The sequence below is a fragment of the Staphylococcus equorum genome, from assembly GCF_029024965.1.
Classification (GTDB): Bacteria; Bacillota; Bacilli; order Staphylococcales; family Staphylococcaceae; genus Staphylococcus; species Staphylococcus equorum.
This window is the reverse complement of sequence record NZ_CP118982.1, coordinates 1,309,056-1,325,455: the sequence shown is the minus strand read 5'-3', so window position 1 is coordinate 1,325,455 and position 16,400 is coordinate 1,309,056. Positions and strand designations below refer to the sequence as shown.

General features: G+C 32.9%; 18 protein-coding genes. 1 reads left to right on the top strand and 17 read right to left on the bottom strand.

All coding sequences use genetic code 11. From position 1 onward, the window contains the following. Positions 1-21: 21 nt before the first annotated feature. From PYW44_RS06450 to ccpN, 6 genes are all read right to left on the bottom strand, one after another. Positions 22-1,125 carry a Nif3-like dinuclear metal center hexameric protein gene (locus PYW44_RS06450; protein ID WP_021339263.1) on the bottom strand — a complete coding sequence of 368 codons (1,104 nt, stop codon included), beginning with the start codon at positions 1,123-1,125 and terminating at the stop codon, positions 22-24. Next, positions 1,126-1,803: a tRNA (adenine(22)-N(1))-methyltransferase gene (locus PYW44_RS06445; RefSeq protein WP_002507488.1), complete on the bottom strand. Its 678-nt coding sequence runs from the start codon at positions 1,801-1,803 to the stop codon at positions 1,126-1,128. It lies immediately after the preceding gene. A 67-nt stretch (positions 1,804-1,870) separates the two neighbouring features. Beyond that, positions 1,871-2,977: an RNA polymerase sigma factor RpoD gene (gene rpoD, locus PYW44_RS06440; RefSeq protein WP_002507487.1), complete on the bottom strand. Its 1,107-nt coding sequence runs from the start codon at positions 2,975-2,977 to the stop codon at positions 1,871-1,873. Positions 2,978-3,114: 137 nt separating this feature from the next. Continuing rightward, complete coding sequence (gene dnaG, locus PYW44_RS06435; protein WP_002507486.1) at positions 3,115-4,899, bottom strand: DNA primase; 1,785 nt, start codon at positions 4,897-4,899, stop codon at positions 3,115-3,117. A 43-nt stretch (positions 4,900-4,942) separates the two neighbouring features. After that, a complete protein-coding gene (locus PYW44_RS06430; protein WP_021339264.1) occupies positions 4,943-5,767 on the bottom strand; it encodes a pyruvate, water dikinase regulatory protein in 825 nt (274 codons plus the stop codon). Positions 5,768-5,781: 14 nt separating this feature from the next. Further along, a complete protein-coding gene (gene ccpN, locus PYW44_RS06425) occupies positions 5,782-6,405 on the bottom strand; it encodes a transcriptional regulator CcpN (RefSeq protein ID WP_071561808.1) in 624 nt (207 codons plus the stop codon). Between the two features lie 345 nt (positions 6,406-6,750). Between ccpN and PYW44_RS06420 the strand changes: the two genes are divergently transcribed. Further along, positions 6,751-8,142 (top strand): glycine--tRNA ligase, encoded by a 1,392-nt coding sequence (locus PYW44_RS06420; RefSeq protein WP_002507483.1) that lies wholly within the window; start codon positions 6,751-6,753, stop codon positions 8,140-8,142. Between the two features lie 202 nt (positions 8,143-8,344). On the opposite strand, the gene recO is transcribed toward PYW44_RS06420, so the two are convergent. From recO to PYW44_RS06365, 11 genes are all read right to left on the bottom strand, one after another. Beyond that, positions 8,345-9,103, bottom strand: a complete 759-nt coding sequence (gene recO, locus PYW44_RS06415) for a DNA repair protein RecO (protein ID WP_021339265.1) — start codon at positions 9,101-9,103, stop codon at positions 8,345-8,347. A 21-nt stretch (positions 9,104-9,124) separates the two neighbouring features. Then, on the bottom strand, positions 9,125-10,024 hold the full coding sequence (era, locus tag PYW44_RS06410; RefSeq protein WP_002507481.1) for a GTPase Era: 900 nt from the start codon (positions 10,022-10,024) through the stop codon (positions 9,125-9,127). After that, positions 10,024-10,428, bottom strand: coding sequence for a cytidine deaminase (gene cdd, locus PYW44_RS06405; protein WP_021339266.1), 405 nt, complete (start codon positions 10,426-10,428; stop codon positions 10,024-10,026). The genes era and cdd overlap by 1 nt, the downstream gene beginning before the upstream one ends. A 112-nt stretch (positions 10,429-10,540) precedes the next feature. Then, positions 10,541-10,876 (bottom strand): diacylglycerol kinase family protein, encoded by a 336-nt coding sequence (locus tag PYW44_RS06400; RefSeq protein WP_021339267.1) that lies wholly within the window; start codon positions 10,874-10,876, stop codon positions 10,541-10,543. Between the two features lie 8 nt (positions 10,877-10,884). Next, complete coding sequence (gene ybeY / locus PYW44_RS06395; RefSeq protein WP_021339268.1) at positions 10,885-11,346, bottom strand: rRNA maturation RNase YbeY; 462 nt, start codon at positions 11,344-11,346, stop codon at positions 10,885-10,887. After that, on the bottom strand, positions 11,347-12,294 hold the full coding sequence (locus tag PYW44_RS06390) for a PhoH family protein (protein WP_002507477.1): 948 nt from the start codon (positions 12,292-12,294) through the stop codon (positions 11,347-11,349). Positions 12,295-12,650: 356 nt separating this feature from the next. Continuing rightward, positions 12,651-13,322 (bottom strand): hypothetical protein, encoded by a 672-nt coding sequence (locus PYW44_RS06385; protein ID WP_021339269.1) that lies wholly within the window; start codon positions 13,320-13,322, stop codon positions 12,651-12,653. Between the two features lie 14 nt (positions 13,323-13,336). Continuing rightward, positions 13,337-14,320, bottom strand: a complete 984-nt coding sequence (gene floA / locus PYW44_RS06380; RefSeq protein WP_002507475.1) for a flotillin-like protein FloA — start codon at positions 14,318-14,320, stop codon at positions 13,337-13,339. 12 nt (positions 14,321-14,332) lie between these two features. Further along, on the bottom strand, positions 14,333-15,043 hold the full coding sequence (locus PYW44_RS06375; protein ID WP_002507474.1) for an NfeD family protein: 711 nt from the start codon (positions 15,041-15,043) through the stop codon (positions 14,333-14,335). Positions 15,044-15,286: 243 nt separating this feature from the next. After that, the gene (gene rpsU / locus PYW44_RS06370) at positions 15,287-15,457 is read right to left on the bottom strand and encodes a 30S ribosomal protein S21 (RefSeq protein ID WP_002507473.1); all 171 of its coding nucleotides are present in this window, start codon (positions 15,455-15,457) and stop codon (positions 15,287-15,289) included. 188 nt (positions 15,458-15,645) lie between these two features. After that, entirely contained in the window at positions 15,646-16,398 is a 753-nt protein-coding gene (locus PYW44_RS06365; protein WP_021339270.1) for a 16S rRNA (uracil(1498)-N(3))-methyltransferase, read from the bottom strand. Between the last annotated feature and the right edge of the window lie 2 nt (positions 16,399-16,400).

Here is a 16,400-nt window from a genome sequence, read left to right as displayed (position 1 = left end):
TAAATTCGAGTTATTCACGTATTATATATATTCAAATGGGTCTGTATTTAATTGAGATGCATTTATGTTGAAATCAATTTCTTCATCGTCTAACCATGTAATTAAAAGTTGACGCAACCCATCTTTCATCACATATTCGCTATAATGGTTAATATCTAATAAATTAATACCTGCAATTTTAGCGTCTAAAGCATCATGATACTTAATATCTCCAGTTACAAATATATCTGCGCCTTTTTTAGCTGCAGCATACTCAAAACCAATACCGGAGCCACCAATTACAGCAACCGTTTTAACCTGTGAGTTTAAGTCACCAGTAAATCGAACACTAGGCATATGCAATTGTTTTTTAACGTGCTTCACAAATGAATTTGCTGACATAGATGCTTTAAGTTCACCAATCATACCTAAACCATAATTTGATTCTTTTTCCATTTTTATAAAATCATAGACAGGTGTTTCATATGGATGATGTTGCGTGATTAATTGTTGCGTTAGATCGCGTTGATTGGCTTCTATCATAAATTCTAATTTATACTCTTCAACATGTTCTACAGAACCTAATTCTCCAATATGTGGATTTGCATGACCTACAGGTTTAAATTGTCCGTTACCTGGGCTTTCAAAGAAGCAATATTCATATTCGCCTTCTTGTGCTAATTCTGCTTCACTCAGACGTTTTTTGAAAGTCTCTAAATTTACTTTTGGAATAAATACTTGGACTTTAAAATATGGAATTGTTTCTGGGTTTAAAATATGTTGATTGTGTAATTCGATTTTATTAGCGAGCATCGCATTAACACCTTTTGGATAAACATCTAAATTTGTATGCAAGGCAATTAGATTAATGTTGTTTTGAATTAACTTACGTATGATAGCACCATAGCCATCTTGTTGTGTAATGTTTTTAACCCCTTTAAATATAAGCGGGTGATGACAAACTATTGTATTACATTGATTCGTCATTGCTTCCTCAACTACATCATCAGTACAGTCAAGCGCAGTCAAAACGCCTGTAACTGTAGAAGATGTATCACCAATAAGTAAGCCTACATTATCCCATGATTCAGCCGTATTCAATGGTACATGCTTATTAATAATGCGAAGTAATTGTTCGATATTCATTTATATCACCTCATTAATTAAATTAATTTCATTATTGATTTCATTTAAGCGTTCGGCGTGATGTTGTGGATTTAAATTCTGTTGTATTTTATATAATGCATCGCGTTCGCGTTCCCATTTTTTGAAAAATAAATTATTTTTATTTTTCAATAATTCAGGACCAAATTTTAATGCTTGTGATGATAACGGTTCAACATCTTCTAAATAATCTGCAACAATAATTTCATATATATGACCTTTTTCTTCTAATATATCCTCAGCTATAATATTGTAATTCATTTTCACAAGTTGTTTTCGTATGGCACCAGATTGGATGTTACTTTGCAAAATTAGTCTTGGTTGATTTGTTAATTTTTCAGAACCCTCATCCAGTATTTTAGCAATTAAAGGCCCGCCCATACCACAAATAGTAATCGATGAAATATCATCACTATTTTGTATGACAGATAAACCATCACCGAATCTAACATCAATAACTGAATTTAGTTGTTGATCAATGACATTGCGCTTTGATGCTTCAAACGGTCCTTTGATCACTTCACCAGCAATTGCCTTTTGCGTTAAGTTGTTTTCAATTGCAAAAATTGGTAAATATGCATGGTCCGAACCGATGTCCGCTAGACAATCGCCTTGTATATAAGTACTTACTTTTTTTAATCTTTGATTTAATGTAATCATAAAAAGTTCTCCTCTATGTATATGTAAAAAGCTCTTTTGTACATCGTTGTACAAAAGAGCTAAAAAGTTAGTCCATAAAGTCTTTTAGACGTTTACTTCTGCTTGGGTGTCTTAATTTTCTAAGTGCCTTAGCTTCGATTTGACGAATACGTTCTCTAGTTACACCAAACACTTTACCAACTTCTTCTAATGTACGAGTTCTACCGTCATCTAATCCAAAACGTAAACGTAATACATTTTCTTCACGGTCAGTTAGTGTATCTAATACATCTTCTAACTGTTCTTTTAACAACTCATAAGCTGCATGATCTGATGGGCTTTGGGCTTCTTGGTCTTCTATGAAGTCACCTAAATGACTGTCATCTTCTTCACCAATAGGTGTTTCTAAGGAAACTGGCTCTTGAGCTATTTTCAGTATTTCTCTTACTTTTTCAGGTGGTAAATCCATTTCTTCACCAATTTCTTCTGGTGCTGGATCACGGCCTAAATCTTGTAATAATTGTCTTTGCACACGAATTAATTTATTAATTGTTTCAACCATGTGAACCGGAATACGTATCGTACGTGCTTGGTCAGCAATCGCACGCGTGATAGCTTGACGTATCCACCATGTTGCATATGTTGAGAATTTGAAGCCTTTATTGAAATCGAATTTTTCCACGGCTTTAATAAGTCCCATATTACCTTCTTGTATCAGGTCAAGAAACAGCATACCGCGTCCTACGTATCTTTTGGCTATACTTACTACAAGACGTAGATTTGCTTCAGCTAAACGTGATTTAGCAACTTCATCGCCTTTTTCAATTCTTTTAGCCAATTCAACTTCTTCTTGTGCGTTTAATAAATTTACTCGTCCGATTTCTTTTAAATACATACGGACTGGATCATTTATTTTGACACCTGGAGGTGCACTTAAATCATTTGGATTTAATTTTGAATCTTTGTCTGAACTATCTTTTTCATTAACTAAACTTATATCATTATCTGTTAATTGGTCAAAAAGTTCGTCCATTTGATCAGAATCCATTTCGAAGTTTTGCATTTTTTCAGCAATTTCTTCATGACTCAAGTGTCCTTGCTTTTTACCTTTTTCAATCAATTGTTTTTTTACATCTTCTAAAGTTAGAGATGGGTCGATGGTTTGCTTTTTAACTTTAACTTTATTTCCAGACATGAAAAGGCCTCCCGAATATATAATATCAACTTGATACCAAAATATTTTATAGTCAAAATTTATAAAACTGAATTAAAATAACATTCTAGTATACAGGCTGTTAATCCTATTAATATACACATACATTCATTATTGAATTAATTCATCCTATTTTTATTATGATTTACAATTTTTTCTAAATAATATTTTTGCAATTCTAAATCACCTAACCTCGAAGCCTCCCGTAGCTTATGATTAAGCGATTCTATCGTTTCTTCATTTCTATTAGATGTTAGTGTATTTACATAGTCATCAATTTCATATTCAAATGGTTCTTCATTTATCATATAGTTATCTAATGATATAAATGCTTCCTTAATTTCATTGGAATCAATGTACTGTAAAACGTCACTAATATTAAATGTATCATGCTCAGAGTAAAACTGGTGTAAAACATTAAATATACGCTTAAAATACTCATTTGTAAAGTCTTCTACTTGAAGTAATTTGTGATAATTCAAGAAAGTGTCTTTATCATTCATAAAATGTTTTAATAAAGCACGTTCTGCTTTTTCGTTTTTGTTTAAGTTATTAAATTGTGGGACTGTTGGTAATTGATAGGATTGAGGTTGATAATAATCTTGTTGGTGTCCTACTTCATTATTTAGACTATCCAAGCTAACTTTAAACAATTCCGATACTTCTTGCAATATCTTTTTACGAAGTATTGATGACTTCATGAGTGATATATCATTCGTTATCTCTTTTAAATATCTTTCATAAGATAAATCATTATTGTCTATTTCATCTTGATGTATATGCACTTTATATAAAATATATGATTTCTTTTCATGTTCTACATAATAGTTAAATGCATCGGCGCCGTGTTTACCAATATATTCATCTGGATCCATATCTTTTGGGAGTTGGACCACAAATACATTAAATCCTTGTTCCAATAATGCTTGACCTGATTTTAATGTTGCTTCACTACCTGCAAAGTCACCATCAAACATTAAAGTTACATTAGATGTGAGTTTCTTGATGAAGGCAATATGTTCTTGTGAAATTTGTGTACCCATGCTGGCAACGACTTGTTTGATTCCAGCTTGATCAACTTTAATGACATCCATAAATCCTTCTAATAATATAATTTCATCATTTTTTCTTATCGATTTTCGCGCCTTATCAACATTGTATAACAATCTTCGTTTCTGGAAGATGGGCGTTTCAGGACTATTAAGATATTTGGGCTCTTGATTTGTATATGTTCTACCGGAATACCCTACAGTTCTACCTTGAGCGTTCATCAGTGGAAACATAACTCGATCTCGAAAGCGATCATAGTAACTAAAGTTCTCTTCATTTCTTGACAATAAACCCGCTTCATAGGCTAATTGAATGTCGTACCCTTTCTTTTGTAAAAAATCATGGCAAAAATGAGAATTCTTTGGTGCATAACCAATTTTTCTGGCATCAATTAATGCATCTGTAAAGCCACGTTCTTTTAAATAAGTTAAAGCTGCTTCACCTTCAACTGTTTTCTTCAGTGCATAGTGATAATATTCTTGCATAAGTTCATGCATTTCAATCATTTGCAAATCTTCAGATGCGACTTGGTGTGTATCATCTTGCCCTGAAGCACTTTGGTCAGTTTCAACTTCAATATTTACACGTTCACCTAATTCTTTTACTGCTTCTGTAAAAGATATATCTTTTATTTCTTGAGTAAACTGAAAAACATTACCACCTTTTTTACAACCAAAGCAATGACAAATTTGTTTATCTTCTGACACTGTAAATGACGGTGTTTTTTCATCATGAAAAGGACACAAACCAATGTAATTGCGTCCCCTTTTTTCTAATTTGACATACTCGCTAACTAAGTCGAGTATGTCAGTCTTATCTTTTATTTCATTTATTGTGGATTGTTCTATTCGCAACTTAATCACCTATTAGACATTAATTACAATATTATAGCTTTTTTCATTGATTTTTGAAACTATTTTGCTCAATAATGCTAATAATATCATTTGCAGTTTCTTCTATCGCTTTATCAGAAACATCAATAACCGGACAACCTATCTTATCCACAAGTTCATGGAAGTAATTTAATTCTTCTTCAATACGTTGTTCAGTCGCATATCTTGCACTGTCACCTAAACCGAGTTGTTTCAAACGTTCTTTACGAATACGGTTTAGCTTTTCCTCACTTATTTTTAAGGCAATGCATTTTGATGGGTCAACACTAAATAAGTCGTCTGGTGGCGTTACTTCTGGAACAATAGGTATATTCATCACTTTATAACTTTTATGTGCAAGATATTGTGAAAGTGGGGTTTTGGACGTTCTAGAAATCCCTAGTAATACGATATCTGCTTTTGATAAGCCTTTAGGATCTTTACCATCATCGTATTTTACGGCAAATTCAATTGCATCAATTTTTTTGAAGTAAGCCTCATCTAATTGATGTACTAAACCTGGTTCGAAATAAGGCTGTTCATCAATTTTATCTAAAAGAATATTCATCAATGGTCCCATGATATCTACAGATTTGATTTCATACTCTTTAATTTTTGCTTCCATATATTTTCTTATTTCCGGTTTAACTAGTGTGTAAACAACAATAGCTTCTGTATCTTTAGCTACTTGGATAACTTCATCTACGTTTTCTAAAGCCTCAATATATGGATATCTATTAATTTCACTATCGCATTGATTTGGATTAAATTGTGAAATACATGCTCTTGCAACAAGTTCGGCTGTTTCTCCTACCGAGTCTGATGCGACTATAATTTTTATATTTTCCATAAGTTAAATACCACCTATTCGTTTAATAATGAGACAAAGATTTTTGTAATTGTAGTTTTTGATATACGTCCTTTGACTTCATACTTGCCATTTTCTTTTTTTGTTACGATGGGTAACGAATCAATCTCTTTTTCAATCATTAAATTCGCTGCAAAAACGACTCTTTCATCTTCAAGAATAAAGCTTAAATTCGGCATGCGTGTCATAATAATATTCACAGGCATAGTGTGTATATCCTCACCAATCATAGATGCTCGTAATAAATCCTTACGTGAACAAACACCAATAAAATCTCCATTACTATTGATTACGAATAATGTACTGACATCTTCTAAAAATATTGTACATATTGCATCATAAACTGACATTTCATTTTTGACCACAACAGGATGTGATGCATAATCTTTTACTATATATTGTTTTAATTGATCAGCTAATAATTTATTCTTTGGTTTACCAGAATAATAATAGCCTACACGTGGCCTAGCTTCTAAAATACCGGACATTGTTAAAATGGCTAAGTCAGGTCTTAATGTGGCACGTGTCAAACTAAGTCTTTCTGCTATATGCTCGCCAGTTATAGGACCGTTGTTTTTGACAATTTCAACTATTTGCTGTTGTCTTTTACTTAGTTCTATTGGACTTCACCCCTTCACTCATTCTTCTTAATTATACATGGAATTTTTAATTGCTACAAATACATATAATTACTTGCTAATAAACGCACAATACATTAATATTGAAATTAAAGCGAGTTGGGGATAGTGAAAGCCTAACAAGAACTATTGGCCACAACTAAATGATAGACAAAAGCGAGTGTACACACTAAGTTGGGTGGAACCGCGGGTTATCAAGAATAATTTAAATAAGCACGTATTTTTTATATGTGATTAAAATGATTAACTCGTCCCAAGACAATGATTAAGTTTTTTTGGCTTTTTCTTTGTCTTGGGGCGTTTTTATGTTAAAAAGGAGAGTTTTTTATGACAAAAGATATGGAAACAATTGTCTCATTAGCGAAACATAGAGGTTTCGTATTCCCTGGTAGCGATATTTATGGTGGTTTATCAAATACATGGGATTACGGTCCACTTGGTGTAGAATTAAAAAATAATATTAAAAAAGCTTGGTGGCAAAAATTCATTACTCAATCACCCTATAACGTTGGTATTGATGCAGCTATTTTAATGAATCCAAAAACTTGGGAAGCTTCAGGTCACTTAGGTAACTTTAATGATCCTATGATTGATAACAAAGACAGCAAGATTCGTTATCGTGCTGACAAAATTATTGAAGATCACATGGCAAATGTTAAAGGCGATGAAAACTTTGTAGCTGATGGCTTAAGTTTTGACGAAATGAAACGCATTATCGATGAAGAAGGTATTGTTTGTTCTGTAAGTGGTACAGCCAATTGGACTGATATTCGTCAATTTAACTTGATGTTCAAAACGTTCCAAGGTGTAACAGAAAGTTCTACAAATGAAATTTTCCTACGTCCAGAAACTGCACAAGGTATTTTCGTTAACTATAAAAATGTACAACGTACAATGCGTAAGAAATTACCATTTGGTATTGGCCAAGTTGGTAAATCATTCCGTAACGAAATCACACCTGGTAACTTCATTTTCAGAACACGTGAATTTGAACAAATGGAATTAGAATTCTTCTGTAAGCCTGGTGAAGAAATTGAATGGTATAACTACTGGAAAACATTTGCAAGTCAATGGTTAAAAGATTTAAACTTAAGCGAAGAAGCTACACGTTTACGTGATCATGACGCAGATGAATTATCTCACTATTCTAATGCTACAACAGATATTGAATATCGTTTCCCATTTGGTTGGGGTGAATTATGGGGAATTGCAAGTCGTACAGACTTCGACTTGAAACAACACAGTGAACATTCAGGTGAAGATTTCCAATACCACGATCAAGAATCAGGCGAAAAATATATTCCATATTGTATCGAACCTTCATTAGGTGCTGACCGTGTTACATTAGCTTTCTTATGTGATGCATACAACGAGGAAGGCGTTGAAGGAAGTAAAGATTCTAGAACTGTACTACACTTCCACCCTGCTCTAGCGCCATATAAAGCGGCTATCTTACCTTTAAGCAAAAAATTATCTGGCGAAGCTATCAAAATATTTGAAGAACTAAGTGCTAACTTTGCAATAGATTTCGACGAATCACAATCTATTGGTAAACGTTACCGTCGTCAAGATGAAATCGGCACACCTTATTGTATTACATTTGACTTTGATTCATTAGAAGATCAACAAGTTACAGTACGTGACCGTGATTCAATGGAACAAGTACGTATGCCAATTTCAGAACTAGAAGCATTTTTAACTGAAAAAGTAAAATTCTAATCTATTAATAAAATATACATCTACGATTTAACAAATAACTAATAAATGATAAGGCTGAGACAAAATACATGTCTCAGCCTTAATTATTAAAACTGAAATAATCCATGTTATTAATATAAAAAGAGTGCACCTTGAATTTAAAATCCAAGATGCACTCTTTTTTGAAATATACATTATTCTATTACCCTATTACCTCAAATCATTAAAGATTACTATCTAACCTATGTAGTTGGTTAATTAACTTTTGACTTTTAAAAAACATACCTGCATATTCACTATATAACATAATCATTAACTCTGACATTTCATCTACCACATCATCATGAATACTCAAAGAACTCATTTGACTAATTGGCAATTTTTGCAATATATCCAATAGATAAAGCGTTTTATTCATTAAAATGAGTGCATGTGGATCTTGATGTCTCACATTCGCAGAAATAGCACCATCAAATTTAAAACTATAGCCAATTAAACGAGATTGATCGTCATTATCTGTGATTACACATTTATCAAAAATTGCATTAAAGCCAAACTTTGTCATACATTTCAATAAAACAACGACTGACATGAGTTGGGCAGATACACCGTCTTTAATTTTCGACAATACAAAATGTAATAAATCATAACTATATTGAGAAATTTCATCACTTTCAATCGAGCGGTCAATTGTTTCAGCACTTAAACTCGCAAAACTACTTTCATAAATGTCTAAACGAAGGTTGTAATTTTGGTCTATTACATCCACAGAACTCAGTGTTCCCATACCCTTCCATTTAGAATAAATAAATAAGCCATACACAAATAATTGTGTATTAGCTTGTAAACCACTTTTGCTTTTTTTAGCTCTTCGTACCATAAGCGGCACTTTTGCACCATGTTCATTTAAAATTGTGATAATTTTATCGGATTCGCCATAATCAACCGTTTTAATAATAATACCTTTTTGCTTGATTAACACATTAGCTCACCGACTCCCAAATTAATCTCTATCTTCTAAATAACCCATTTGACGAATAAAGTTAACTTTATTTCGCCAATCTTTTTGGACTTTTACCCAAAGTTCTAGGTAAACTTTAGATCCTAGTAACATTTCGATATCTTGACGCGCACGTTTACCAACTTCTTTAAGCTTTTTACCGCCTTTGCCAATAACAATACCTTTTTGTGAATCTCGTTCAACAAATATTGTTGCTTCAATTCGAACTCTGTCTTCATCTTCTTTAACCATGCGATCTACATTTACACCAATAGCATGAGGGATTTCTTCACTCGTTAAATGTAAAATCTTTTCACGAATTAACTCGCCTACAACAAATTGTTCTGGGTGATCAGAGATTTGGTCGTCTGGATAGTATTTCGGTCCTTCTGGTAGATAAGATTTTATTACATTTATAAAATGATCTACATTTAAGCCTTCCAATGCTGAAATCGGTACAATTTCAGTGAAATCCATATATTTTTTGTATTTTTCAATTCTTGGCATAAGTTCATCTGGGTGTACTAAATCAATTTTATTTAATACTAAAAAGACAGGTGTTTTAATTGTTTTAAGCATATCCATAATATACTCATCACCACGACCTATATCTTCATTTACATTTACCATGAACATAATAGCATCTATTTCAGATAACGTGTTCGTAGCGACACGCATCATATAGTCGCCTAATTTATGTTTCGGTTTATGAATACCAGGTGTATCTAAGAAAATGATTTGAGCATCTTCTTGTGTCATAACGCCTTGAATTTTGTTTCTTGTCGTTTGTGCTTTATCAGACATAATAGCTATCTTATGTCCGATTACACGGTTAACAAATGTAGATTTCCCAACATTGGGTCTACCTATAATTGATATAAATCCTGATTTATGTCCTGTCATTAATTTAAATCCTTTCCAGAAAATCCTAATGGTAATAAGTCATTTACGGTTGATTCTATCATATCGCCCTTATGATTAGTCATATATACTGGCATATCATCATCGCATAGTTCTTTTAACACCTGACGACATTCGCCACAGGGTGAAGATGGCGCATCTGCATCAACAGTAACTGTAATTGATTCAAAATCACCTGGTTTATAACCATCTGATATTGCAGCAACCAAACTTGATCTCTCTGCACAAATAGCCATTGAGTATGCTGCGTTTTCAACATTTGCTCCATGATAAACTTTACCGTCTTTCGTTCTTAAATATGCACCAACTTTAAAATTACTATATGGTGAATATGAATTGGCTTGAGCATTTCTTACTTCTTTAAAATAGTGTGGTTGATAAGCCATAGTTAACACGCTCCTATTCAATATTAAGTGTTATTAAAAAAATCCACTTTATTATCTGTTTAATTACTTTGTTCTTTAAGTATAAACAAATTCTATAAAATTGCACTACAATTTAGAACACATATGGTAAAAAAACCACGAGTCCAATTGCAAATGCTGTAATAGAAGCTAGCACAACACTAAAAGCAGCGATATCTTTAGCCTTTTTGGCTAATATATGATATTCACCTGTAACTAAATCAACCACATATTCTACTGCTGTATTGATAGCTTCAAAAGCAAGTACAATACCTATCGCTATAATAATAAAAAGCCATTCTAATTGACTAATACCAAAAACAACACCACAAATAACAGTGGCAAGTCCTAATAAAAGATGCATTAAAAATTTGCTGTCTTTATTTAGTAATACTAACATACCTTGAAAAGCGTATTTAAAACGTTTCATGACTACCTCTAATCTCTTGTTAAACCATAAGCATTTAGAATTTGATCTTGTCGTCCAAACATTTCTTTTTCGTCTTGTTCATCTATATGATCATAACCTAATAAATGTAAGAAACCATGGAGCGCAAGGAAGCCTAATTCTCTTTCAAAAGAATGACCATAAGAATCAGCTTGTTCCTGAGCTACGTCAGTACAAATAATAATGTCGCCTAATACTCTTGGCATATCAAGTCCAATAATTTCTGGTTCATCTTCTTCTAAAGCAAATGATATAACATCTGTTACTTTATCTTTATCGCGATACATTTTATTAATTTCTTGTATTTCAGTTTTATCTACAAAAGTTACAGATAACTCCGCATCGCTATCAATTTGTTCTTGTTCTTTTGCAAAAGTGAGGAGTTTGTCAATCTGAGTTAACCATTCACTTTTAACTATCTCAGTATGATCACTAAAGTCTATTGTAAACATTTACTCTTCTCCTTCATAACGGTCAATAATTTTACTTACTAATGGGTGACGGACAACATCACTTTGATCCAGATAATGCACACTTAAGCCTTTAACTTCTTTTAACTTTTTAACAGCTTCTTTAAGACCACTTTTAACTCCTTTTGGTAAGTCTACTTGAGTTTGGTCTCCAGTAACTACCATTTTCGAATCAAAACCTAGTCGAGTTAAGAACATTTTCATTTGTGCTTGTGTAGTATTTTGTGCTTCATCTAAAATAACAAAAGCATCATCTAATGTTCTACCGCGCATATAAGCTAGAGGCGCAATTTCTATGATACCTCTTTCTATAAAGCGAGCTGTTTGTTCTCTTCCTAGAACAGTATTTAAACCGTCATACAGAGGTCTTAAGTATGGATCTACCTTTTCCTTTAAATCTCCTGGCAAGAAGCCTAGTGACTCTCCTGCTTCCACTGCAGGTCTTGTTAGCACAATACGCTTTACATTGCCTTTTCTTAACTGTTTCGCAGCATACACAACAGCTAAGAAGGTTTTACCAGTACCAGCTGGCCCTACGCCAAATACTAAATCATTATGATACATAGCATTTACATACATACGTTGACCCATTGTTTTTGCACGGATGGTCTTTCCGTATGCATCTTTAGTTATTTCTTCATCATATAAATCTAATAAGTATTGAATCGTACCATTATTTGCCATTTTCACTGCTGCTTCAACATCTTTTGAAGAGATTGAAATACCTTGTTGAATGACTTTCAAAAGGTTAATGAGTACTGATTCTGCTTTTTTAACATGCTCTACTTGCTCTCCTTTTACGGAGATTTCTTGACCTCGAGCATGTACAATGACATCAAACCCTTCCTCAACTAATTTAAGGTGTTCATCGTTATTTCCAATGAGCGCTTGAGCTTCATTGATGTCATCTATTTGAATAATTCCAGGCATATAGGTGCTCCTTTACAAATATATTCGTTTCATCTTATTTTATCCTATTAGATTTTAACTTACAAAAATTATTATCGTTCATTAAATTATTTTAAGCATTTAACAAATCAATCATATAATGATGATTACACCATCATTATATCACGAATTAACTATATATTATTTCAAAGTGTATTAAATAGAAGCTCATTTATCAAATTTTACATGATGTTTACATTCTTATTAGTCGTAAACTATTAGTTTAATTTATTATGGTTATTTACTCATTGAAATTATTGCAAAAGAAACACAAAAACGCCTTACAGAGTCATTATATATCGACTCCATAAGGCGTTTAATTCATAGACTATACTGCGCTATAATCTTTTGGGTCTTTCTAATACTTCTGACCAAATAATACCATTTACAACTTCATCTTCTGCAAACCTGTATTTTTCATTACCAACTGGACTCTGAATTGCCTGTGCGTCCATTAACTGTTTTAAACGGAAACGTTTTGTTCTCTCAGATAAATATTTATCTGAAATAATAGCACGTGCTCTTCTTTCAGTTCTCTTCAGTTTTTTCTCGTTTTCACGATCTATTTCTGTACGCACATCTTGTAACTCGCCCATTAAATCTGCTTCAAGTTCTTTCTGCAGTTTATCCTCTTCTTGCTCTTGCGAACGTTTTAATTTTTCTGCTTCAGTCTCGTTGTCTGTACGCATTGTTCGAGTCGATTGTTGAGGATTAGGCGATTCCATTTTTTCAGCTCTAGTTTCAACTGGTCTTGCAGGTTCTGTAGTTTTTTGCGGTTGCTGTTCAATATCTTTCCTCGTTGGTCCTTCATTCATTTGTTGTTCTATTTCTTTGAATGCTTTACCAATTTCATCTAGGAAACCGCCTCTTTTAGGTTGCTCACCATTTCGGTTAGGTTGATTGTTTATTGGTGGTTTTTGGTTTTTTCTATCTTTATGGCTATTATCGCTAATAGCGCTGACTATTGTAACAATCACAGATATTACAAAGATAATAATAGCTATATTCATTTAATCACCCCTAATTAATTTTCCGGTGATTCATCATCTTTTTGGTTCGTACGTTCATTGATTGAATTTCTCATACCTGTATCTGCTTCAACATTCTTAAGATTATAATAATCCTTAACGCCTAAGTTACCAGAACGTAAAGCTTCTGCCATAGCAAGTGGAACTTCTGCTTCTGCTTCAACAACTTTAGAACGCATTTCTTGAACTTTAGCTTTCATTTCTTGTTCTTGAGCTACAGCCATTGCTCTACGTTCTTCTGCTTTAGCTTGTGCAATGTTTTTGTCAGCAAGCGCTTGTTCAGTTTGTAAGTCTGCACCAATGTTTTTGCTAATATCAACGTCAGCAATATCGATTGATAAGATTTCAAACGCTGTACCAGAATCTAAACCTTTGCTAAGTACTGTTTTAGAAATATTATCTGGATTTTCTAGAACTTGTGTATGGTGTTCACTAGAACCAATTGTTGAAACGATACCTTCACCAACACGTGCAATAATTGTTTCTTCACCAGCACCACCTACTAAACGAGCGATGTTAGCACGAACAGTAATACGCGCTTTAGCTTTTACTTCGATACCGTTCATCGCAACACCTGCGATAAATGGAGTTTCTATTACTTTAGGATTAACAGACATTTGAACAGCTTCTAATACATCACGGCCAGCTAAATCAATAGCTGCGCCACGTTCAAATGGTAAGTTGATGTCCGCTCTTTGTGCTGCAATGTTAGCATCAACTACACGGTCAACGTTTCCTCCTGCTAAGTAATGTGATTCAAGTTGGTTTGTTGTTAAATTCAAACCAGCTTTATGTGCCTTAATTAATGGTGAGATAACTTTTCGTGGTGAAACTCTACGAAGTCTCATACCAACTAATGTACCAATACCTACTTTAACACCAGCAGCTATTGCTGAAATCCATAATCCGACTGGAACAAATGAAAATAGTAATAATAAAGCTATTACTACTATGACGACGATAACAACTAATCCGATCATACTTTCTCTCCTTTATGATTCGTTTTCTCTAACAACAACTCTAGTACCTTCAACTTCTAAAATGGTTACTGCTTTATTTCGCAAAATAAATGATCCATCAGAAACTGCGTCGATACGTTCATTGTTGAGTGTAATGATTCCTGCTGGTCTTAAATCTGTTAACGTAGTAGCAGTAAGACCAACTAAATGAGAGCGATCTTCATGTGAAGTGTAGCCTGCCTCTGCATTTGTAGAATCCTTCAAAACTACTTTATCTAAAAACGGTATCTTACGTTTGAAAATTTTCACTAGTATCACCCACTCTATGATTGATAATATCAATGCTACAACTACACTAGCAATCATATAAATTAAATTGTCACCTAAAGTAATAATACTAAAAATTATTAGCCCCATACCGATAATACCGATAATCGCACCAACAACAAAAAGTTCTATTATTACCAATATGACACCGATTCCAAATAAGATGATTGAATACAAGTTGACATCGCCTTTTACAAAAAACCCTAAAAAGAGTATTAATAAGGCTAATGTGGCAACGATACCCACAATATTTATCTTATTAGAGTATAATTGATATAAAAATCCTAGGAAGATAATACAAGTTAAAATTAAAGCTCCAAACGGACTGACGATAACGCTTGCAACATTATCAATCCAATTTCCTTGTTCAACAAAGTTGACTGAAAATATTGTATGTATACTACTCGAAGGAATCACTCTATCACCTCGCTCTCAACTTGATTATACATGAAATGAATGTATGATTATAGCGTTTATAGCATAAATGTTAATTATATTAATTTTTTCAAATCATGAACCTGAATTTATAAAAAAATAATAGTCTTAGCTGTTGAACAACTAAGACTATTACTATTTATAATTAATGTTGGTGTTGAGGGAGTCAACGACACAATTAATTATTAGAATATTCGTTTACGTGCAAGCTACTGTTAGTAAATACTATTTACGTTTACGCGCAGCTTCTGATTTTTTCTTACGTTTAACACTAGGTTTTTCGTAATATTCACGCTTACGAACTTCTTGAATTGTACCGCTTTTAGAAACTGTACGTTTGAAACGACGTAACGCATCTTCAAGTGATTCATTACTCTTAACTGTTGTTTTAGACATGTGTATTTCCCTCCCTCCAAATATCAACGAAACTTTATTATCATTTCATGGTTATGACCATGTATTAATCAGTATAATATATCTGATTAAAGTGGTCAATTAGTAAAATTTACATTTTTTTAATTTAAAGCATAAATTTGTACTGAAATGTAGACATCGTATAATTTAATACATGATAATTTTTAATGTTAATCTAATAAATCTTTTTCAAAACTTACAGCACTTAATACATAAAGTGGTGCAGTTTCTGCTCTTAAAATCCTTGGCCCTAGACCAATTTGATACGCCTTACCATCGAACAATGCCACTTCATCTTCTGATAAACCACCTTCTGGCCCAAATATAACTAATACATGGTCACCAGATTTCATTTCACGAACTACAGACTTAAAATTGTGTGTTTCACCAGTTTTCGCAGCATTTTCATAAGCGATGAGTACATAATCGTATTCATCGATATAATCATAAACTACTTTTAAACTCGCTTCATAAGTTATGGATGGTATTGCTAAACGATAGCTTTGTTCAGCTGCTTCTTTAATAATCTTTTGCCAGCGCTCTAATTTTTTATCAATCTTACTATCATTTAATTTAACCACTGAACGTTTCATACCAGCAGCTATGAAATGATTTGCGCCTAACTCTGTCGATTTTTGGAGCATCCACTCATATTTATCAGCTTTAATTAAACCACTACAAATCGTAATATGTTGAGGTAATTCAGTATCAATATCAATTTTTTCTACTAATGAAAGTTCAATACCTTCAGTAGCTATATCGATAATTTCACACTTATAAACATTCTGATCCACAAATGTAATAATTATTTTTTCACCAGTTTGATGACGCATCACATTGGATATATGATGTATGTCACCTTTATCAGTAATGAAAAAACGCTGATTTACATCAGCGTTTTGGTCAATAAAGTATCTTTGCATTG